We start from the raw sequence: 21,027 nt of genomic DNA, 5'->3' as shown, positions 1-21,027 counted from the left end.
AAATGTTAAATTAATACTTATTAATTAAAAATAAAATTAGGGAGTAACATATGAAGTTAATAGTTATTTTAATTATTATCATGAGTATTATTTTTTTAATTGGTTTTATAATAATATTTTTTCTGAAATTAAGAAAAAAGAAAATAAAATCATCAAGGAAAATAAAATATCGTTTATGTGATCCAAATTCTTATCATATTAGCATTATCAAGAATAGAAAGTTTAAAAGTAATAATGATTTAGTAAATAATAAAAAAGTATTGGAAATGTTAACATATTTACAGGAAAGAGATATCGCTAATTATAATAATATTATTCCTACCTTTTATAGCATTTTAGAAAAACCTATCCAACATAATTTGGAAACTAATAAAAATGTTAATTATTTATTAACTAATATTGTTGATATTTTATGTCACCATCATCACTGTATAGTAAATCCCTTAGAACCTGTTTAGAATCTTTTTAATAAAACTGAAATAAATGAAAGAACAACCATTTGTAAACTAGTATTTAGTTTTCTTTCACAATTTTTTCATAATCTTCTGTATTTTTCTAATCAAGCAAAGCTTCGTTCTACAATTCATCTTTTTGGTAATACTACAAAAGTATGTAATTCATTACGTTTTATCACTTCAACATTTGCATTTATGATTGTTTTGATTTCAGAAGCAAATTTTTCACCAGTATAACCAGCATCTACTATTATTTTTTGAACTGCAGAAAGATTTTCTTTTTCATTTTCAATCATTATTATAGCGCTATTACGATCTGTTTTTTCCTTTAATTTTGTAGAAAAGTAATGATACATGATAAAGTGTTATTTTTAGAGAATTTTTACACTAAATAATGTTACTTTTAACAAATTTTTAATTAAAAATAATATTTTAAGTGTAAATTGATGAATAATTTTTGGTCATCCATACTTTTCTACATAATTAAAAGTTTTTTCTGCTGTGGTTATGTAAATTGCATGTGGTAAACCTTGAGAATCAACAACAATATGACGTTTTATGCCTGAAATCTTTTTACCAGCATCATAACATTTATTTTCAGTAGTATCTGTATTTTTAACACTTTGCGAATCAATTATACAAAAACTAGTTTGTTCTTTGCGATTATTATTGATACGAACTTTTTTAACTAATTTTTTTTAAAATTAATTGCAATACACTAGGTTCTTTACCATTATTTTTACTTCAAATTTGAAAATAATAATATACAGTTTGTCATTTTGGAAAATTTTTTGGTAGCATTCTTCATTGACAACCACTTTTTAATACATATAAAATTGCACAAAATACTTCATATAAATCTAAACTTCTTGGTTTTGTTTTCTTTTTGCTATTTTCTAAAATTGATTTTATGTTCTCAAATTGTTCTTTGGTGACATGACTTGGATAATTTTTATGCATATATACCTCTTATTTTAAAATCAAGTATATAGGGGCTTTGCCCCTTGGGTGCTACGCACCCACACCCCACTCACTTTAAAAAAGTGAGACAAAGGGCGTAAACGCCCCGCCAACCAAACCAAAGGTTCTTGGTTGGCACCAGCAATACATACACATTTTACTTCTTAACAAACTTTTTATTCTTATCATAAGTACGTTTACCACGAACCTTAACAACATCTTTTTTACTATCTTGTAAAATATTATCTAATTTATCTAAACCAACTGCTCTAATATCATCAACAGTAAACTCCAAACCTTGTGACTGTTCATAGTCTTTAATACTACTTAATTCACTCTTTAACGAATGAATATAATTTAAGGCACGACTATTATATCTGGCAATGTTTAGTAATCTGTGTAACTTACAAAAATAACTATGTTTAATTAATTCTAGTAAATATAATTAAATGACTAGAAAGAGTGAGTTACAGATGGCTAAAAAACAAAATATTAATAATAATGATCCAATATCAAAAGCAGTAGATTTATTATTAGAAAATACTGGAGATTTAACAACAGTTTTTAAAGAAGGGGGTTTATATAAAGAATTAACAAAACGTTTAGTTGAAAAAATGTTGAATTCTGAAATGCAAAATTATTTAGGATATGAAAAAAATCAACATAGTAATACTGAAAATGCTCGTAATGGTACAAGTTCAAAAAAATTAATAACTCAACAAGGTAAAATTGAGATTGATGTACCAAGAGATCGCAATAGTGATTTTACTCCTGTAATAGTTGCAAAAAGACAGCAAAGATTTGATGGTTTTGATCAACAAGTGCTTTCACTATATGCAAAAGGTATGACTCTATCTGACATTAGAATGCAGTTACAAGAGTTATATCATGGTGCTGATATTAGTGAAAGTGTTATTAGTCAAATTACTGATGATGTTATTGATGATGTCAAAACATGACAAAATCGACCATTAGAAAGCGTTTATCCGATTGTTTATTTTGATTGTATAGTAGTTAAAGTTCGACAAGATAAACAGATTATTAATAAATCAGTTTATATAGCATTAGGAGTTGATTTAGAAGGTAAAAAAGATGTTTTAGGCTTATGAATTAGTGAAAATGAAGGTGCTAAATTTTGATTAGCTAATTTCACAGAAATGAAAAATCGAGGCTTAAATGATATTTTGATTGCTTGTAGTGATAATTTAACAGGCATGTCAGAAGCAATACAAGCAGTTTATCCTAAAACAGAACATCAATTATGCATTGTTCATCAAATTCGAAATAGTTTAAAATATGTTTCATACAAACATCGAAAAACTCTAGTTACAGATTTAAAACCAATTTATAGTGCATGTAGTGAAGAACAAGCAATGCAAGCTTTAGAATCATTTGAAAGTAAATGAAATAAACAATATCCCCAAATTGCTAAATCTTGATATAAAAATTGAGAAAATTTGATGATTTTTATTAGTTATCCTGCAGAAATCAAAAGAGTAATTTATACAACAAATGCTATTGAATCTGTTAATAGTCAATTACGAAAAGTTATTAGAAACAAAAAAGCTTTTCCTAATGATATGTCAGTTTTTAAAATATTTTATTTAGCAATTGAAAATATAACAAAAAAATGAACATTGCCTATTCAAAATTGAAATACAGCAATTGCTCATTTTATGATAAAATTTGAAGACAGAATTAATCTGAACTAGTACTTTGTAAAACAAAGATACACAGATTTCTAAAAAGCCTCTTATATCTTTGTAAATAAGACCTAGGAAATCATAAACTAAAAGTCATAGTTTCACCACTATAACTCGGTGGTAATCCACCACGTTTAATTATTCGCTTCGTTTGTCTTTTTGATAAGACAACTTTATTATAATCATCAACATTAGTATAAATATTAAGTTTAAACTTAACTAAAAATAATAAAACACGCATTCTTTTAACTTGCACAATATACTCTACTTTTTCACGGGCTTGTTTTGGTATTCTATCGGGGTGTTGTTCAATCATATACATAATTCCATTAAAATTATGACCTATTAACTTACAAAACATACCTAAACTTTCTTGTGTTTCTTTAAATTCTAGTGACAAATCATTACTATTAATTTTTAAACCTAACTCATCTAAAACAACCATATCACACTCTTTAAAAGCATAATTACTATTTAATCAATTAAATTTAAAAACATCATCATAAGAACAACGATAACTATATTCATTACGGATTTTAATAGGAATAGGACTAACTACCCTACCCTTATGTTTTTGTGCTAAACAACAAGCAAGAGCAGATTTACCAGTACGTGGTGGGGCTGCAATAATATAACTACCTACCCGTTGCAATATTTTTATATTTTTTCTAGTTATTAAAAATGGATAAAGTATTATTAATAATAAAATTCCTAAAAGTAAGTAACCATATCAAGGCATTATTTCAACTCCTAACCAACTAAAAATCCAACTGCTTTTAAAAATACTCATAAAGTTAATACTTGTTCTAAACCACTAGTAAAATCAACATTTAAAACAGAACTAATAGTATCATCAAAAATACGTCTCAATAATCCATCAAGTTTAGTAAAAAACTCTCTTAATGGTTCTACTGGTAAAACTTTACCAACAACTCCATAAAGTACTCATCTAAAAGCATTACGCAAATGACCAAAAACATCATATCAACTCACTCGTTCATACTCAGGGTTAAAAGGACTATTTGGTGGTACTGGTGTTATATTTTCACTTGAAAAAATATTAATTTGACCAAATTGAACATCTGGTGGTGTTGTCAAAGTTGTAGTACCATGAATATCAAAAAATACAGTTAAATGTCTTAAATTTGGAACTTTAATAGGCATAGAAATAAAATTATACAAATCTTGCATATAAATATCATTACCAACTGTCCCTTTAAAAACATATTCTGTATTACCCTCATAATCTAAAAAACTAAAAGTAAAATCACCAGTAAATGTTGAAAAACCTTCATAATAAAAATAAAACATAAAACCTTGAATATAAAAACTCAACGGTTTATCAATCTCAAAATTTAATTCAAAACGTAAATTTAAAGGCTTAATTCTAAGATTTGTATTATAAACCATAAAGCGATTTTTTTTACCATATTCAACAAAATTATGATTAAACATAATCCGTGAAATGTCATCTAATTGATTTCTATTAAATTCATAAACACCAGTTCCTACATCAACTGTTTTCTTTTTAACACCAGCAACATCACTTTGATAATCAACATTCAAATGATTATCATAACCACCAATAATATCACCACTAACTAATTTTAAATCTGGTTGATCAACATCAAAATAAGCAGAATTTCAAGGAATGGTAGCTCAATCATTAAAATTATTATATTTAATATGTTTAATCATATTTTTTGTAATATCATAATTAACAACATTAGGGTCATTTGAAGCAATTAAACTAGTGGGTGCTTGAACAGAAGTATTTACAATAAAAAACAATTTAGCAAACTTAAATCACATAATTATTTACCAAATAAACATTTTAAGATTCACCATGAACCATAAAATAAAACAAATCCAATAAAAAACTGTGTTCCATAAACTACTAAATTTCATAAAATAGTAGTAAAATCATCAACTGGATTACCTATAAACATAGTTCAATAATCAACTATACATTGATGTATTTTATTGTAAATATCTCAAACACTCATACTTAACACCTACCCAAACAATGACCTAAAAACAAATTTAATACTACGATAAATAAAATTAAAAAATACACCTAATACCAACCAAAAAGTTAAATTAAATAAAATATAAACTTCATCAGTAATATTAGTTCGATTTAAAAATATACCAATATCATTACTAGAAAATATAAAAATCAAATGCAATATACTAAGAACAAAATTAGACATAATTAATCACCAATACCAAAGTCACGAGTTGAACTACCAGTAAATTTATTACCACCAGCACCACCTTTAAATTTACCTTGTTGTTTATTTTTTGTTTTTGCTTTTTCAACACGTTTTTGATAACTCTTAGCAATTTGTTGACCAGTACCCACACCCAAAGAAACAGAACTTTTACCAATAAACTTAACAGCATATCCTAATCCTAATGTTGGTAACATTAATTCGGGTAAAATAACCCTAAATGCAAATCTAAGCAAAATTAAAAATATCATTAACGTACCTAAGTTAAAACCTAAATCACCAAGTGGAAAACTAAAAAACTTCATAAAAATTGAAGCAAATAATTGCATAACAGTTGTAATAAAAGGTATAAACATAATTTCACATCCTAATGTCTTGTAAATCTAAATAATCCTAAAATTAAATAAAATACAAAACTAACATTTATTAAAGCAAGAATAGGCAAAGGTAAAGTGTATAAACTATCATAAAAAAACGACTTAATAAAAAGTGTCACAGTGTGTAACCCAGCAAAAGAACTTAAATACTGCATATAAATAGTTTGTACCAAAGTATTAACAACTGGTAACAGTCTACCCAATAAAGGCAAAACAAAAACCAAACTAAAAAATAACTTTACCATTTGCTTACTCCTTTCTAATTACTAATGAGTTCCATGGATAATATGACCGACAAATTGCTTGATAAATACTAATACTATAAATACAATTGAAATTAACACTGGTCAATTTGTAAGTGTTTCACCATCGCCAGTAGTAAATACTCAACCAAAAATATAAGTAAAAGCATTTAATAACTGTTGACCAACACCACCAATCATATTTAATAATGCTAATAATCCAGCAGGCATATTAATCACCCCCTTTCTCTAACTCTTTTTGTTGTTTTTCCATTTCTAATTTACGTTTTTTCTTTTCAAAATCTTTACGACAAAATACACAATCGGGTTCACTATCATTGTCTCTTACATGTTTTTTATGTTTAAATCTTTGTATACCTTCACGTATTCAATTTCTACAAAACCAAAGTATAAGGCAAAAACCACCAATATATAACGCATATTTTATAATTTCTTTCATATCGAGGCTTTTTAGAAATCTGTGTATCTTTGTTTTACAAAGTACTAGTTCAGATTAATTCTGTCTTCAAATTTTATCATAAAATGAGCAATTGCTGTATTTCAATTTTGAATAGGCAATGTTCATTTTTTTGTTATATTTTCAATTGCTAAATAAAATATTTTAAAAACTGACATATCATTAGGAAAAGCTTTTTTGTTTCTAATAACTTTTCGTAATTGACTATTAACAGATTCAATAGCATTTGTTGTATAAATTACTCTTTTGATTTCTGCAGGATAACTAATAAAAATCATCAAATTTTCTCAATTTTTATATCAAGATTTAGCAATTTGGGGATATTGTTTATTTCATTTACTTTCAAATGATTCTAAAGCTTGCATTGCTTGTTCTTCACTACATGCACTATAAATTGGTTTTAAATCTGTAACTAGAGTTTTTCGATGTTTGTATGAAACATATTTTAAACTATTTCGAATTTGATGAACAATGCATAATTGATGTTCTGTTTTAGGATAAACTGCTTGTATTGCTTCTGACATGCCTGTTAAATTATCACTACAAGCAATCAAAATATCATTTAAGCCTCGATTTTTCATTTCTGTGAAATTAGCTAATCAAAATTTAGCACCTTCATTTTCACTAATTCATAAGCCTAAAACATCTTTTTTACCTTCTAAATCAACTCCTAATGCTATATAAACTGATTTGTTAATAATCCGTTTATCTTGTCGAACTTTAACTACTATACAATCAAAATAAACAATCGGATAAACGCTTTCTAATGGTCGATTTTGTCATGCTTTGACATCATCAATAACATCATCAGTAATTTGACTAATAACACTTTCACTAATATCAGCACCATGATATAACTCTTGTAACTGCATTCTAATGTCAGATAGAGTCATACCTTTTGCATATAGTGAAAGCACTTGTTGATCAAAACCATCAAATCTTCGCTGTCTTTTTGCAACTATTACAGGAGTAAAATCACTATTGCGATCTCTTGGTACATCAATCTCAATTTTACCTTGTTGAGTTATTAATTTTTTTGAACTTGTACCATTACGAGCATTTTCAGTATTACTATGTTGATTTTTTTCATATCCTAAATAATTTTGCATTTCAGAATTCAACATTTTTTCAACTAAACGTTTTGTTAATTCTTTATATAAACCCCCTTCTTTAAAAACTGTTGTTAAATCTTCAGTATTTTCTAATAATAAATCTACTGCTTTTGATATTGGATCATTATTATTAATATTTTGTTTTTTAGCCATCTGTAACTCACTCTTTCTAGTCATTTAATTATATTTACTAGAATTAATTAAACATAGTTATTTTTGTAAGTTACACAGATTACTAAACATTGCCTTCATATCCATTATTTTTTACCCCCTAAAAAATTATCAAAACTCATATTTTCACTTAATCTTTGTTCAAAATTTCTCTTTGCTTTTTTCTTATGTAACTTTTGTCTTGGCATATTTTTTCATTTATCTTTTTTCATTTTAAACACCACCTAGTGTATAAGCATAAGAATAGTCCTTTAATTTTGTAGAAAAGTAGTGGTATTAGTAAAATTAGCAAAAATATATTTTTATATGGTATTTTTAATATTAAAGAGGTGATTTTAAATGAATAAAAATACAGTAAAAGAAATTTTAAATAATTTGTCTGATAAAGATTTTATTGAGATTTTTAGAGAAAATAAAACTAGAATTAAACAAATTGAGAAAAAAGAAAAATTTGAAGCAGTCGAACAAAAATTCAAAGAGAAAGGGATTCAATGTCCAGATTGTAGTTCTTTTTTGTGTACTAAATATGGTAGTAAAGATTATAAGCAAAGATATAAATGTAAAAGTTGTAATATTACTTTTCATGCTTTTAAAAATCATTATTTTTATTGAAGTCATTTATCTCATGATCAATGAGATTTATTGATACAAATAGCTACTTTAGGTCAATCTGCTTACATTATTTCTCAATTTATTAATACTACAAATAAAACTGCCTGATTTAATCGTCAAAAATTTATGAAATCAACACAATTAGTAAAAACACAAAATCAATTTGTAAAATTAAAAGCTAGAATTGAAATTGACGAAACTTTTATCAAAGAAATTCATAAAGGAAACTTTAAAGATCCAAATGATCCAAGAAAACAATGAATTGAAGAAAATGCTAAAGATTTAAATTGTTGTATTCAAATGGCAATTGATGAAAACCGAAATATCTATGCTCAAACAACAAATACTAAAAGATTAAATAAAAAATGAGTACAAGAAAACTTAACATCGAAACTTATCGAAGAAAATTCAATTATAGTTTGTGATATGCAAGTATTATATGATACAGTAGCTAAACAAACTAAATCCACTATCCAGCAGTTTAAATCAAAAGAAAATAAAGAATTAAATTATAAAAAATTAAGTAATGTCAGTAAAATACAATCAAGTTTAAAAGAATTTATTACTCATTACCATGGCATTGGATTTACCAATATTCAAAATTACCTCAATTTATGGAAATGAAAATATCAACACTACGGATTAACCCCTTATCAAAAATCCAATGTGTTATATTTCAGTTTGTAAAAAAAATAAATCCCAAAATTTAATAAAATCAAATTTTAAGTCAAGTTGATGACTTTTTTTATTTTACCACTACTTTTCTACATAATTAAAAGAATAGTCCCAATTTAAACTTGCTCTATCTAAATTAATCTCTGACATACTATCATCATTTAAATCAACATCAACCATACCATCATCTGTACTTTGATAATCATTAACAATGCCATTAATTAATCTTGCTCTTTCATCTGTAAATACTTCTTGTAATTCTGTGTTATTATATGTATTTCCTAACTGTAATAATAAAGTATTAATAATCTCACTTGCTCCGGCAATAATTGTAGGAATAGCAAAATAATTATTAAAATTATTGTTTATACCCATAGCAACACCACTACTAATCAAACATCCACCAGTACCCATATTTGCTATCTTTCTTATATTTTGAAATCTATTAGGGATTAACTCAGTTAAACCACTAATAACATTTGCTATACCAAAACTATTTAAAGATATATAAGTATCTCAATCTACAAAAGGAACATCAATTATCGGTTTAACAGTTGTAAATGGTGAATATGTTGGTTTTGGTGATTCAGTTGGACATGGTGGTCAAAAACAAGGTTCATCTTTTAATAAAAACACAGACTTATCTACATACTGAACAAACTTAGCATAGTTAATTAAACCAATTGTTCCTAATCCTAAAAATATCTTTTTATAACTATTAATAACTTTATTTTTAGTAGTTGGTCTTTGATTAATATTCCATATATCAATTGCTAACTTTTTACTAAATAACAAAGAATTAATAGAACCTAAAATTGGACTTTTTAAATATTGACCATAATAAGCACTAACTCCTACCATAGCACTTAATGGACTTAACCCAGTTCTTAAAATTTTAGTTAAAGTATAATTACTAGTTTGCTCTAAATCATTAGGCATAAATAAAACTCCTTACTTATTTAATAAGGAGCATATTTATACTAATTAGAGTAAGGGGCAAAAATACACTAAAAAGTATATATATGCCCCTTATTTAATTTTTTATTTTTTAGTTATATTATTTCAAAACATTATTTCTCTATAACTATGTTTACGACAACAATAAAGATAATAATTAACATTTTCAAATCTCTGTTTAATAGCAATACTTGCTTTTTTTCTACAATAATTACATTTCATTATTTCGTAATCTTTTTCTTTTTAATTCCATTTCATTTGCTAATCTATAACAAATTTCACAACCATATACTGATTCATAAGTTCAATCACTACATTTATGTCTCATAATTTAACTTACTTTCTTGTTGTCTCATTGCCTTATTTAAAGCAATATCTAATATACAATTAGGACAATAATATTTTCTAGTATATAAATTTTGTAAAACTTTCTTAGGACAAATAACTTGGTCACAAAGTCTACATATATAGATTGCTAAATGAAATGCTTGTTCACATGAACAATTATTAATTTTTGCCATAGTCTAATTAACTCCTAATCTATAATAATTATTTAAAATTACCCTTTTAATAAATAACTATTTTCAATTAGAAAGTTTTTTAATATTACCGCTTAAATCCAATTCTAGTGAATAAAAATTACCAACTTTTAAATCAACAGCTGATAAACAATTATTAAAATCACTGATAATATCAGGGTTATATCATTTATCACGTGTTTGACCAGTTGCCCAACCTGTTTGCTTATTAATTTCTACAAATTTCAAAACATCAAACTTTAATGTTTGACCTTTATTATTTTTATCAGGGATAATACGCCCTTTTTCAATATTTGCTAATTGAACTTTAAACATAAAAATACTTAACCTCCGTGTAAACGGTCAAAAGACCAGATTAAGATGTGGGTAAACCATCTTATTTATAAATATACATAAATTTTTATAAAATTCAAGTAAAAACAAAAAACATCAAAGTAAAGTAAAATCTTACACGGTGACTTTAAATTACTTTGACAATAACCATTATATATATATATATATATATATACAAGTAAAATTATAGAAAAATTAAGTTTTTTTTCTAATGTAAAACTCTTTTTTAAAATCTATTTTTTCAACTTTATTACCAAAAACTTTTTCTGTCCAAGTCAAAACATCTTTATTTTTTTGAATCAAATAACCAATTTCACTGGTTCGTAAATAATGCTTATGCGATAAAGCACTTAAATATACATATTTTTCATAATCCTCATATTCTTTAAAATAATCATTAACAACAGTACTTTCAATAATACCACCAATCATAACAGTATCACCGTTACTATCTCTTTGAGTTTTAAAATAAAATACATTTGTTGCATTAAAACTTGCCTTAATTATATCTTGAATTGTCATTTTTTTAATTCCACGAACTACAATAGGATTTTTGCAATTACGACTAAAAGCATAAGCCTTTACACCTACATCTGTTTGATTTAAAGACTTAACATCATCTAATGATTTTGTAACATATTTACCTAAATATTTAATAACAAACTCATTTGTACCTTTTTTAACTACTTTTAAATCATTAAAACCATGACTTCAACATTCTGCTAACAAACTTTTATATACCTTTCTATTAAAAATTATATGAAAATGAATAGCACCACGAGATTGATATTCATAAACATAAAAATACTTTAATTCTCCTAACTTTTGAAAACGTTTAGGGTCATTTCATCATTTTTTTAATTTAAGAAAAAACATACGAATATCTTTTTTTGCTTTTTTAATATCTTGCACATTATCTTTATATGTTAAAGTAACAAAACTCAATATTTTACTATCATAAAAATTATGCAATGCTTTTTGTATTAAATTAGTCTTAGTACGAACAGTACTATTTCTTAATTTTTGTTTATTACCAACATAAGATTTACCCCTAACATTTCCAATATTATTTAAAAAAGAAATAGGTAAAACTACATTCTTAACATAACAAGCATAAAAAATCTTTTTAACATAAAAATCTTGTTGAATATCCATATATAAAACTCCGTGTAAACACTACTTTAAAGTAGCAAATTTTATATTTTAATAACAAATAAATATTAGCATAAAAAATTATAAAAGCAAATATAAAACAAAAACGTTACTTAATATATAAAACAAAAACGTTACTTAATATAAAACAAAAACGTTACTTAATTAAAACAAAAACGTTACTTAATATATATAATCATTTTACATTATTTTCGAAAAGATTCTAAACAGGTTCTTACATTTGATTAAACATTTGTTTAATAAATGTAATAATAAATTACATCAACACAAAAAATATTCTCATTTTACTCAAGAGAATAATCATTCAGTTAAACCAACACATGTTTTTAATAAAACACAAACTAATGCTTCTACACCAAAAACTAATGTTTCTACAACAAAAAAACATAATAAACATACTTTCTCATAAATTTATAAATATTCCTTTACTAGTTATTAGTCCTAACTTAACAAAAACGGAATATCTAATTAAATTCATAATTAAAATGTATTAAGTATCTACTAATTTAACTTATTAGTAGATATTTTTTTTAAAAATAAAATTTACTGTACATTATTTTGTAATAGTTTATAATAATAAGAAAATCATTATAAATGGAGTGTAAAATATGAGACGAAAATTAAATTTATTTTTTACTACCAGCCTTTTATTAAGTTCTAGCATATCGCTTTTAGCATTCACAATTGATACAAACAATATTAGTATTAATAATTTTGCTAACAACAATATTGATACTAAAACAGCAACTAAGTATGCTAATGAAACCTCTATTGTTGGTAAATCGTTATTAATTGGTAAAAATAAAGGTTTTAATACTAATAATTTATTAAATGATATGTATAATCAAACCCCTTCTATTCAAATTGATAATCTTACAGGTAAGAATACTGGAAATGATTTTATTAATGATTGAACTAGTAACTTAGATGGTAATAGTATTAATACTATTCAGTCTTTATTTCAACGTAATGGTATTAATCAATCTAAAGTTGATTCTATCACTAATAATATTAATAGCTATAGTAGTTATCGTAGTTATCGTGACATATTGCCAATGTTTAAAAAATATTTAAATAATTCTATTTTATCTAATGATGATACTGTTAATATGATTGATGGAATGTTAAAAAATATTAAAAATTTAATACCAAATATTAATGATTACTTATCTTATACTAATTATATTCCAATTATAACTAATACTATTGATGAATTATTAGCAGATTGAGATCAAGAAGATAATTTTAGTGGTAATACTACTTTTGAAAAAATGCAAGATTATATGTCAAAGAAAGCGATATTTGCTCAAGCTTGAAATATTCCAAGTCATGAAAAGTGACACTATGTTAAAGATGAAGCAAAAAATTGAAATTGAAATCAATTTTATGAATATATAGCTGGTGTTAATTTTAATTATATGTTTAAGTCAATATCAGGAAAATATATTGGTGAAATGATTAGCGATAATATTAAAAATGCTTGAGGTATTGGACCTATTGGTTTTAATTCTGATAATTTTAATGCTATATTTAGTGAAACTCTTAATAAGATTTTAACAAATCCAGTGGCATGACCTTATTTAATAAAAACAATAATACCAATGGTTAAAAGTGAACTATTAAAATTAACTAATCCAACTTTTGGTATTGATAGTATTACTTGAGATGACAAAACACCACTTAAAAATAATACAGTTCAACTAAAAAAAGTATTAACTATTTTTCAAGAATTAATATCTTCAAAAGATAATATGCTTAAATTAGTTACCAATTTAATGACCGGACCTTTTGGTGAAGATATTATTGCGAAAGCTACCTTTGTATGAAATGATTCATATTGAACATTACCTGAGATTCAAAAGAAATTTTCTTTTATTTTAGCTATTAGTGATATTCCTCAACAAGTTGTTAATAGTTTAGAATCAGCAATTAAAAATGTTCCAATTAGTGACACAATTAATAAAATATTTGAGTTTACTAATAAATATTTAACAACAAATCCATTAATTGATTTAAAAGATTTAGTAAAATATTTAGATTTAACTTTCGGTAGTAAAGATTTTATTAATGCTTTAAATAATCTTAAATATATTATTAATCATCCAACAACAGATAATATTAGTAAAACTAAAGAAATATTACAATTATTAGGTGTTCAATTTGGTGGTGAAACTAATTTTAAACAAGATAGTGTTCTTGCAAATTTTTCTAATTGATTAAATACTCCTACTAGTAGTTTAAATTCCTTACTAAATATAATAGTTGATAAAACACATCATAATGGTATTCTTGATAATATGTTAAAGGAGCAAGAAAATTTATATAAAGATATGTATAGTAAATATTTTGATATTAACAATAATAGTTATTTTACTTTAAGTGATATTGCAATGAATACATTTAAACATGATGATGGTAGTGTTAGTGCAGTTTTAAGTTATAAAATTAAAAATAATTTAGATAATAAAAGTTATGATATTACATTTAAAAATGATAATTTTCTTACAAGTAAAATCTTTAAAATAAAATTATTTCATATTAGTCAATAATTTTTAATAATTTTCTTCAATAATTAGATATTTTAATTTAAAAAGTATCTTGATATACAAGTCAGTTATTGCATTTCTCTTTAAACAATTTAAAATATAGATAACTTATAGATTTAAGAAAAAGTTATTGGGGAAAATAAAGGGGACTAATTATGAAATCATTATTAACAACATTAAGTGTTTTAACACTTGCAACAACCACAGGAAATTTAATCAATATTTTAAATACAATTGAAGAAAAAACTAATATTACAACTAATTACATTCAAAGTAAAACACAACAAGATACAATTTATATTGACAAAAATGACAAACAAATAACAACTAATGAAATTGATTTGTCAGACATAGAAAGTAAAAAAGTTATTCAAATTGGTTTTTATAAAAATCAACAAGGTGAAATTCAAGTTGTTAGAATGCCAGAAACAATTGAAGAAGTTCCAAAACAATTACCATCAGAAATAACATCTTTGAGTTATATGTTTATTCGTGTGAAATCATTTAATCAGGATTTGTCAAAATGAAATGTATCTAATGTAACAGATATGTCTTTTAATTTTGTAGAAAAGTAGTGGTAAAATAAAAAAAGTCATCAACTTGACTTAAAATTTGATTTTATTAAATTTTGGGATTTATTTTTTTTACAAACTGAAATATAACACATTGGATTTTTGATAAGGGGTTAATCCGTAGTGTTGATATTTTCATTTCCATAAATTGAGGTAATTTTGAATATTGGTAAATCCAATGCCATGGTAATGAGTAATAAATTCTTTTAAACTTGATTGTATTTTACTGACATTACTTAATTTTTTATAATTTAATTCTTTATTTTCTTTTGATTTAAACTGCTGGATAGTGGATTTAGTTTGTTTAGCTACTGTATCATATAATACTTGCATATCACAAACTATAATTGAATTTTCTTCGATAAGTTTCGATGTTAAGTTTTCTTGTACTCATTTTTTATTTAATCTTTTAGTATTTGTTGTTTGAGCATAGATATTTCGGTTTTCATCAATTGCCATTTGAATACAACAATTTAAATCTTTAGCATTTTCCTTTAATTTTGTAGAAAAGTAATGATACATGATAAAGTGTTATTTTTAGAGAATTTTTACACTAAATAATGTTACTTTTAACAAATTTTTAATTAAAAATAATATTTTAAGTGTAAATTGATGAATAATTTTTGGTCATCCATACTTTTCTACATAATTAAAAGCATTTTCTTCAATTCATTGTTTTCTTGGATCATTTGGATCTTTAAAGTTTCCTTCTTTAATTTTGTAGAAAAGTAATGATACATGATAAAGTGTTATTTTTAGAGAATTTTTACACTAAATAATGTTACTTTTAACAAATTTTTAATTAAAAATAATATTTTAAGTGTAAATTGATGAATAATTTTTGGTCATCCATACTTTTCTACATAATTAAAAGTTTCCTTTATGAATTTTTTTGATAAAAGTTTTGTCAACTTCAATTCTAGCTTTTAATTTTACAAATTGATTTTGTGTTTTTACTAATTGTGTTGATTTCATAAATTTTTGACAATTAAATCAGGCAGTTTTATTTGTAGTATTAATAAATTGAGAAATAATGTAAGCAGATTGACCTAAAGTAGCTATTTGTATCAATAAATCTCATTGATCATGAGATAAATGACTTCAATAAAAATAATGATTTTTAAAAGCATGAAAAGTAATATTACAACTTTTACATTTATATCTTTGCTTATAATCTTTACTACCATATTTAGTACACAAAAAAGAACTACAATCTGGACATTGAATCCCTTTCTCTTTGAATTTTTGTTCGACTGCTTCAAATTTTTCTTTTTTCTCAATTTGTTTAATTCTAGTTTTATTTTCTCTAAAAATCTCAATAAAATCTTTATCAGACAAATTATTTAAAATTTCTTTTACTGTATTTTTATTCATTTAAAATTACCTCTTTAATATTAAAAATACCATATAAAAATATATTTTTGCTAATTTTACTAATACCACTACTTTTCTACATAATTAAAAGATGTATCTAGTGTAGAAGATATGGTTGGTACATTTGCCAATACTTTAGCATTTAATCGAGATTTATCAACTTGAGATGTATCCAATGTAAGAATTATGACTGGTATGTTTGCTGGTTCAGTATTATTTGATCAAGATCTTTCAAAGTGAGATGTATCCAATGTACTAGATCACACTCATTTTGCTGTTGGTTCAGCAATTTCTGATTCTAATAAATTACCTAAATTTAAAAACTTTTTTATTAATAACACTATTTAATTTGATCAAAAGTATTTAATTTCTAAGTAATTAACTATAATAAAACTTAGAATAATATAATAAAATATTATATTTGTTTTTTATAAAAGCATATAATATTGACAAACGGTAAGTTTAAAAAGTTTTAACTCATTTCTTTATTTTTTTAAAGTAAATGAGTTTTTATTTTTATTATTGTATGCTCTTTTATTTTACTGACTAGTCATACATTTAAAGTAATCAATTGCAATTATATGCCAAAGGTTATATAATATGGGTAATAGTGGGAAAGTGTGGGTGATATTATGCTACTAGGACAATCATTGTCAACATTAGATGAAAAGAAACGAATGATAATTCCTTCTAAGTTTAGAAGTTATTTTTATAACAATGAGATTGTTATTGTTTCTAAAGGTTTTGAAGGCTGTTTAGTTATTCGTAACGAAATTGAATTTATTAAATGACAAGATAAAATCTTATCACAATCCGAAGGTCAGAAAGAAGCCAGAATTTTAGCAAGACAAGTATTTGCTAATTCAGAAGAATTAACTATTGATAGCAAAGGTCGCATTAATATTCCACATTCATTATTGACACTAGCTGATATTAAACAAAAAGTAATTATGATTGGACTATCCAATAAAATTGAGATTTGATCAGAAACTAATTGAAATAGTTTTAATCAAGATACCAAGGATAAATTTGAGTCAGCGGCAGCAGCTCTAGATGAGATATAAAAATTATGAATAATATCAATGCAAGACACATTTCTGTAATGTTAACAGAAGCAATTGATTTCTTAAATATTAAACCTAATGGTATTTATGTCGATTGTACATTAGGACGAGCAGGTCATAGTAAAGTTATACTATCAAAACTTACCTCTGGCAAACTATATGCTTTTGATCAAGATCAAATGGCCATTGATAATAGTAAAATTATTTTAAAAGATTTTAAAGATAAATATGAAATAATTAAAAGTAATTTTGCTAATATTCAATCTGAGCTTTTAAAAAGAAATATTACTAAAGTTGATGGTATATTATATGATTTAGGTATATCATCACCACAAGTTGATGAAGATATTAGAGGATTTAGTTATATGAAAGATGCTAAGTTAGATATGCGTATGGATCAAAGTCAAAAATTAAATGCGTGAGATATTGTTAATAATTATAATTATGAGCAATTAAAAACAATTATTAAAAATTATGGTGAAGAAGTATTTGCTAGTAGTATTGCTAAAAATATTATTAAAACAAGAACTTTTCAACCAATTGATACCACTTTACAATTGGTTACGATTATTAAAAAATCATTACCAGTAAGAGTATTAAATAAGCATCATCATCCTGCCAAAAAGACTTTTCAAGCATTAAGAATTGCTGTTAATAACGAGTTAGAAACATTAAAATCTTCTTTAAAACAATCTTTGAAATTATTAAATTCTAATGGTAGAATTGTTGTTATTAGTTTTCATTCTTTAGAAGATCGTATTGTTAAACAAACTTTTAATGAAGTTTTAATTGATCCACAAGCACAATTATATGCTAAATTACCAGTTCACAATAATTGAAAAACAAAATATCAGTTAATAATTAAAAAACCAATTACACCAAAGCCTGATGAAATAAATAAAAATCCAAGAGCACGAAGTGCAAAACTAAGAGTTATTACTTATATTGATTCGTAAAAACGTTTGGAGGTGAGCAATATGAATTTTCAAGAACTATATGTTGTATGTCAAATTGAAGATTTTAGTTTAAAAGTTATGGTTAATAATTATGTTAATAATCAAATTCAGGTTTTATATAAAGAAACTGTTGATACTGAACAGTTTTCTGAAAATGGTGTAATTATTAATTCAATTGCTACAGGTAAGTTATTAAGGCAAATTATTAATAAAATTAATAATACTTTAAATATAAAAGTACAACGTATTGCCTTAACTTTACCTTCAAATAATTTAAAAATTTATCAATCACAAGCATCACTTGACTTTAAAGATGCTAATCACATTATTACTGATGAAGATTGTAGTAAAGTGATTGAAATGGCTAAAAACATTACTATTGATAATAGTGAAATTATTTGTTTAACTAAACCATACAATTTTAAAGTTGATCATGCAATTGGTAATGAACAATTACCAATTGCTAAAAAAGGACAAGTTATGCATGTTGATGCTTTAGTTTATTCATTACCTAAAAGTTTATATAATTCTCACCTCGAAGTATTAACTAATGCCGAAACAGAATTGTTAACGGTTACTTTAGATCAATTTGCATTAGTATGTAATATTAAAAATACTGATTTTAATCGTAATACAGTTTTAGTTGATTGAAATATTAATAGTACTAAGATTAGTGTTTTTAGTAATTCAGTATTATTTGCAACAACTAATATTAAAATTGGTTGAAATCAAATAATTCAATCATTAATGAAGCAAATGCATTGTGGTTATGATAAAGCTGAAAGATATTTACAAAAAATTATTAATATAAGTAGTAATTATTTATGCGATGTTGTTGTTGATAAGTATGTTGATGACCAAACAAAATCTATTGTTCGTTTAACAAAAACTGATTTACAAGCAACAGTTAAAAAACAAATTAATGAAATTATTTCTTGTATTGAATATTTTCTTGATGAAGTTAGTGATAATAATAGTTCAGATATGGAAATTATTTTTACGGGAATTACTATTGGTTTATGTGGTTTTGCCAACTATTTTAAAAATAATAGCAAACTAAAAGAAGTAAAATATATGCTCAGCCAAACTCCTGGTGCATATAGTTATCAGTGAACTACTTTAATCGGTAATACTCACTACCAACATTTAGTAAATGTTTTTAGCAATAATTATATTTCATCAATACATAAACCAGAAATTGTATCAAAATTAAATCATTATACGCATTCTAATAATTATGATAATAAGCATTATAATTCCCCCTTTCAACCAAATTATCAGTATAATGATGGTAGTAAATAGAAGAAGACAATTTGATTACTCAGGAGGAAAATAAAATGGAACATAATAATTCACAATTTAAACCAATAGCATCAATTCGGGTAATTGGTATTGGTGGTGCTGGTAATAATGCTGTTAATAGAATGATTGAAGCAGAGGTACAAGGTGTTGATTTTTATGTTGCTAATACTGATGCACAAGTAGTTAATGCATCACCAGCTGAAAATAAAATTATTTTGGGCAAAGAATTATCAAAGGGACTTGGAGCAGGAGCTAATCCCGAAATTGGTAAACAAGCCGCAATTGAAAGTGAAGCAGAGATTAAACGTGCTTTAGATGGTGCAGATATGGTTTTTATTGCTGCTGGTATGGGTGGTGGTACTGGTACTGGTGCTGCATCAATTGTTGCAAGAATTGCTAAAGAATGTGGTGCTTTAACAATTGCTATTGTTACTAAACCATTTAAATTTGAAGGACGTAATCGTAATGCTCATGCCGTAGTTGGAATTGAAAATTTAAAGAAACAAGTTGATGCAATTATTATTATTTCTAATGATAAATTATTACAAGTAATTGGTAATATCCCTCTTAAAGATTCGTTTAAAGAAGCAGATAATATTTTACGTCAAGGTGTACAGACTATTACTGACTTAATTGCTGTTCCTGCTTTAATAAATTTAGATTTTGCTGATGTTCGTACTATTATTGAAAATAAAGGTAATGCCTTATTTGGTATTGGAATGTCAAAGGGTGAACATAAAGCTAAACAAGCCGCAACAAAAGCTATTTCTTCTCCTTTACTTGATGATGTGACAATTAAGGGTGCTAAAAATGCTATTGTTAATGTTACTGGTGGAACAACAATGACATTAACTGATGCTAATATTGCTGTTGATTTAGTTCGTGATGCTGCGGGTAATGATGTTAATATCATTTTTGGTGTTGCTGTTAATGAAAATTTAAATGATGAAATGATTGTAACAGTTATTGCCACTGGTTTTGATGAAGAAGGTGCTAATGCTAATAATTTTGTTTATAGTTCAAAAGTTGATAATCATGAATTTATTACCAATAAGACTCAATATTTAAGTGAAGAAATTAAAGAACAAACAAAGAAAAAAGAAGAAGAACAACAAAATTTAGTCCAAGAAGCAGCAATGGAAGCAGATGATGATTTACCATCATTTTTACGAAGACGAAAGGGAGTTTAATT

At 25.0% G+C, this 21,027-nt stretch carries 27 protein-coding genes and 2 pseudogenes; 11 read left to right on the top strand and 18 right to left on the bottom strand.

Features of this window, described 5'->3' with window-relative positions; all coding sequences use genetic code 4:
- Window positions 1–50 precede the first annotated feature (50 nt).
- Window positions 51–458, top strand: a complete 408-nt coding sequence (locus AAHH39_RS09725) for a hypothetical protein (protein ID WP_342217921.1) — start codon at window positions 51–53, stop codon at window positions 456–458.
- Here AAHH39_RS09725 and AAHH39_RS09720 read toward each other — a convergent pair.
- The 3 genes and pseudogenes from AAHH39_RS09720 to AAHH39_RS09710 all read right to left on the bottom strand — a co-directional run.
- Window positions 455–778 (bottom strand): annotated as a pseudogene (locus AAHH39_RS09720) (transposase); the annotation flags it as partial. The gene AAHH39_RS09725 and the pseudogene AAHH39_RS09720 sit on opposite strands and share 4 nt — an antisense overlap.
- 165 nt (window positions 779–943) lie before the next feature.
- Window positions 944–1,415: pseudogene (locus AAHH39_RS09715) on the bottom strand (IS5 family transposase); the annotation flags it as partial.
- Window positions 1,416–1,572: 157 nt separating this feature from the next.
- Entirely contained in the window at window positions 1,573–1,710 is a 138-nt protein-coding gene (locus AAHH39_RS09710) for a hypothetical protein (RefSeq protein WP_342217920.1), read from the bottom strand.
- 178 nt (window positions 1,711–1,888) lie between these two features.
- Here AAHH39_RS09710 and AAHH39_RS09705 point away from each other — a divergent pair, with 178 nt between their 5' ends.
- Window positions 1,889–3,127 carry an IS256 family transposase gene (locus AAHH39_RS09705; RefSeq protein WP_342219339.1) on the top strand — a complete coding sequence of 413 codons (1,239 nt, stop codon included), beginning with the start codon at window positions 1,889–1,891 and terminating at the stop codon, window positions 3,125–3,127.
- Here the strand turns inward: AAHH39_RS09705 and AAHH39_RS09700 are convergent.
- From AAHH39_RS09700 to AAHH39_RS09665, 8 genes are all read right to left on the bottom strand, one after another.
- Entirely contained in the window at window positions 3,114–3,857 is a 744-nt protein-coding gene (locus tag AAHH39_RS09700) for a hypothetical protein (RefSeq protein ID WP_342217919.1), read from the bottom strand. The genes AAHH39_RS09705 and AAHH39_RS09700 overlap by 14 nt on opposite strands.
- Window positions 3,858–3,868: 11 nt before the next feature.
- Window positions 3,869–4,930, bottom strand: coding sequence for a hypothetical protein (locus tag AAHH39_RS09695; RefSeq protein ID WP_342217918.1), 1,062 nt, complete (start codon window positions 4,928–4,930; stop codon window positions 3,869–3,871).
- 2 nt (window positions 4,931–4,932) lie between these two features.
- Complete coding sequence (locus AAHH39_RS09690) at window positions 4,933–5,124, bottom strand: hypothetical protein (RefSeq protein ID WP_342217917.1); 192 nt, start codon at window positions 5,122–5,124, stop codon at window positions 4,933–4,935.
- Window positions 5,125–5,333: 209 nt separating this feature from the next.
- Window positions 5,334–5,549, bottom strand: coding sequence for a hypothetical protein (locus AAHH39_RS09685; RefSeq protein ID WP_342217916.1), 216 nt, complete (start codon window positions 5,547–5,549; stop codon window positions 5,334–5,336).
- Between the two features lie 446 nt (window positions 5,550–5,995).
- Window positions 5,996–6,202 carry a hypothetical protein gene (locus AAHH39_RS09680; protein ID WP_342217915.1) on the bottom strand — a complete coding sequence of 69 codons (207 nt, stop codon included), beginning with the start codon at window positions 6,200–6,202 and terminating at the stop codon, window positions 5,996–5,998.
- Window position 6,203: 1 nt separating this feature from the next.
- Window positions 6,204–6,431, bottom strand: a complete 228-nt coding sequence (locus AAHH39_RS09675; RefSeq protein WP_342217914.1) for a hypothetical protein — start codon at window positions 6,429–6,431, stop codon at window positions 6,204–6,206.
- A gap of 44 nt (window positions 6,432–6,475) precedes the next feature.
- Window positions 6,476–7,714 (bottom strand): IS256 family transposase, encoded by a 1,239-nt coding sequence (locus AAHH39_RS09670; protein WP_342219293.1) that lies wholly within the window; start codon window positions 7,712–7,714, stop codon window positions 6,476–6,478.
- 104 nt (window positions 7,715–7,818) lie between these two features.
- Window positions 7,819–7,944: a hypothetical protein gene (locus tag AAHH39_RS09665; protein WP_338956654.1), complete on the bottom strand. Its 126-nt coding sequence runs from the start codon at window positions 7,942–7,944 to the stop codon at window positions 7,819–7,821.
- A gap of 127 nt (window positions 7,945–8,071) precedes the next feature.
- Here AAHH39_RS09665 and AAHH39_RS09660 point away from each other — a divergent pair, with 127 nt between their 5' ends.
- The gene (locus tag AAHH39_RS09660) at window positions 8,072–9,031 is read left to right on the top strand and encodes a transposase-like zinc-binding domain-containing protein (protein ID WP_342217913.1); all 960 of its coding nucleotides are present in this window, start codon (window positions 8,072–8,074) and stop codon (window positions 9,029–9,031) included.
- Window positions 9,032–9,100: 69 nt separating this feature from the next.
- On the opposite strand, the gene AAHH39_RS09655 is transcribed toward AAHH39_RS09660, so the two are convergent.
- The 4 genes from AAHH39_RS09655 to AAHH39_RS09640 form a co-directional block, all read right to left on the bottom strand.
- Window positions 9,101–9,958: a hypothetical protein gene (locus tag AAHH39_RS09655; protein ID WP_342217912.1), complete on the bottom strand. Its 858-nt coding sequence runs from the start codon at window positions 9,956–9,958 to the stop codon at window positions 9,101–9,103.
- A gap of 102 nt (window positions 9,959–10,060) precedes the next feature.
- Window positions 10,061–10,198 carry a hypothetical protein gene (locus tag AAHH39_RS09650; protein WP_342217911.1) on the bottom strand — a complete coding sequence of 46 codons (138 nt, stop codon included), beginning with the start codon at window positions 10,196–10,198 and terminating at the stop codon, window positions 10,061–10,063.
- A 356-nt stretch (window positions 10,199–10,554) separates the two neighbouring features.
- Window positions 10,555–10,830 (bottom strand): hypothetical protein, encoded by a 276-nt coding sequence (locus AAHH39_RS09645; protein WP_342217910.1) that lies wholly within the window; start codon window positions 10,828–10,830, stop codon window positions 10,555–10,557.
- A 213-nt stretch (window positions 10,831–11,043) separates the two neighbouring features.
- Window positions 11,044–12,003: a rolling circle replication-associated protein gene (locus tag AAHH39_RS09640; protein ID WP_342217909.1), complete on the bottom strand. Its 960-nt coding sequence runs from the start codon at window positions 12,001–12,003 to the stop codon at window positions 11,044–11,046.
- Between the two features lie 238 nt (window positions 12,004–12,241).
- Between AAHH39_RS09640 and AAHH39_RS09635 the strand changes: the two genes are divergently transcribed.
- The 3 genes from AAHH39_RS09635 to AAHH39_RS09625 all read left to right on the top strand — a co-directional run bounded on the left by AAHH39_RS09635 (window position 12,242) and on the right by AAHH39_RS09625 (window position 15,142).
- Window positions 12,242–12,430: a hypothetical protein gene (locus tag AAHH39_RS09635; protein ID WP_342217908.1), complete on the top strand. Its 189-nt coding sequence runs from the start codon at window positions 12,242–12,244 to the stop codon at window positions 12,428–12,430.
- A 199-nt stretch (window positions 12,431–12,629) separates the two neighbouring features.
- Window positions 12,630–14,570 carry a hypothetical protein gene (locus AAHH39_RS09630; RefSeq protein ID WP_342217907.1) on the top strand — a complete coding sequence of 647 codons (1,941 nt, stop codon included), beginning with the start codon at window positions 12,630–12,632 and terminating at the stop codon, window positions 14,568–14,570.
- 152 nt (window positions 14,571–14,722) lie between these two features.
- Window positions 14,723–15,142: a BspA family leucine-rich repeat surface protein gene (locus AAHH39_RS09625; RefSeq protein ID WP_342217906.1), complete on the top strand. Its 420-nt coding sequence runs from the start codon at window positions 14,723–14,725 to the stop codon at window positions 15,140–15,142.
- Between the two features lie 69 nt (window positions 15,143–15,211).
- On the opposite strand, the gene AAHH39_RS09620 is transcribed toward AAHH39_RS09625, so the two are convergent.
- The 3 genes from AAHH39_RS09620 to AAHH39_RS09610 all read right to left on the bottom strand — a co-directional run bounded on the left by AAHH39_RS09620 (window position 15,212) and on the right by AAHH39_RS09610 (window position 16,513).
- Window positions 15,212–15,661, bottom strand: a complete 450-nt coding sequence (locus tag AAHH39_RS09620) for a hypothetical protein (RefSeq protein WP_342217905.1) — start codon at window positions 15,659–15,661, stop codon at window positions 15,212–15,214.
- Between the two features lie 233 nt (window positions 15,662–15,894).
- Window positions 15,895–16,050 (bottom strand): hypothetical protein, encoded by a 156-nt coding sequence (locus tag AAHH39_RS09615; RefSeq protein WP_342217904.1) that lies wholly within the window; start codon window positions 16,048–16,050, stop codon window positions 15,895–15,897.
- Window positions 16,007–16,513 carry a transposase-like zinc-binding domain-containing protein gene (locus tag AAHH39_RS09610; RefSeq protein ID WP_342217903.1) on the bottom strand — a complete coding sequence of 169 codons (507 nt, stop codon included), beginning with the start codon at window positions 16,511–16,513 and terminating at the stop codon, window positions 16,007–16,009. Before AAHH39_RS09610 ends, AAHH39_RS09615 begins: the two co-directional genes overlap by 44 nt.
- An 84-nt stretch (window positions 16,514–16,597) precedes the next feature.
- Here AAHH39_RS09610 and AAHH39_RS09605 point away from each other — a divergent pair, with 84 nt between their 5' ends.
- The 5 genes from AAHH39_RS09605 (at window position 16,598) to ftsZ (ending at window position 21,025) form a co-directional block, all read left to right on the top strand.
- On the top strand, window positions 16,598–16,861 hold the full coding sequence (locus AAHH39_RS09605; RefSeq protein ID WP_342219346.1) for a BspA family leucine-rich repeat surface protein: 264 nt from the start codon (window positions 16,598–16,600) through the stop codon (window positions 16,859–16,861).
- A 284-nt stretch (window positions 16,862–17,145) separates the two neighbouring features.
- Complete coding sequence (mraZ, locus tag AAHH39_RS09600; RefSeq protein ID WP_342219345.1) at window positions 17,146–17,577, top strand: division/cell wall cluster transcriptional repressor MraZ; 432 nt, start codon at window positions 17,146–17,148, stop codon at window positions 17,575–17,577.
- 5 nt (window positions 17,578–17,582) lie between these two features.
- A complete protein-coding gene (gene rsmH, locus AAHH39_RS09595; protein ID WP_342217902.1) occupies window positions 17,583–18,533 on the top strand; it encodes a 16S rRNA (cytosine(1402)-N(4))-methyltransferase RsmH in 951 nt (316 codons plus the stop codon).
- Window positions 18,534–18,554: 21 nt separating this feature from the next.
- A complete protein-coding gene (locus AAHH39_RS09590; protein ID WP_342217901.1) occupies window positions 18,555–19,835 on the top strand; it encodes a hypothetical protein in 1,281 nt (426 codons plus the stop codon).
- A gap of 35 nt (window positions 19,836–19,870) precedes the next feature.
- Window positions 19,871–21,025 carry a cell division protein FtsZ gene (gene ftsZ, locus AAHH39_RS09585; protein ID WP_342217900.1) on the top strand — a complete coding sequence of 385 codons (1,155 nt, stop codon included), beginning with the start codon at window positions 19,871–19,873 and terminating at the stop codon, window positions 21,023–21,025.
- The last annotated feature ends 2 nt before the right edge of the window (window positions 21,026–21,027 follow it).

The organism is Spiroplasma endosymbiont of Amphimallon solstitiale (assembly GCF_964030965.1).
Lineage (GTDB): Bacteria > Bacillota_I > Bacilli_A > Mycoplasmatales > VBWQ01 > Spiroplasma_E.
Note: the sequence above shows the minus strand (reverse complement) of the source record. Positions and strands in the feature narration are given on the sequence as shown.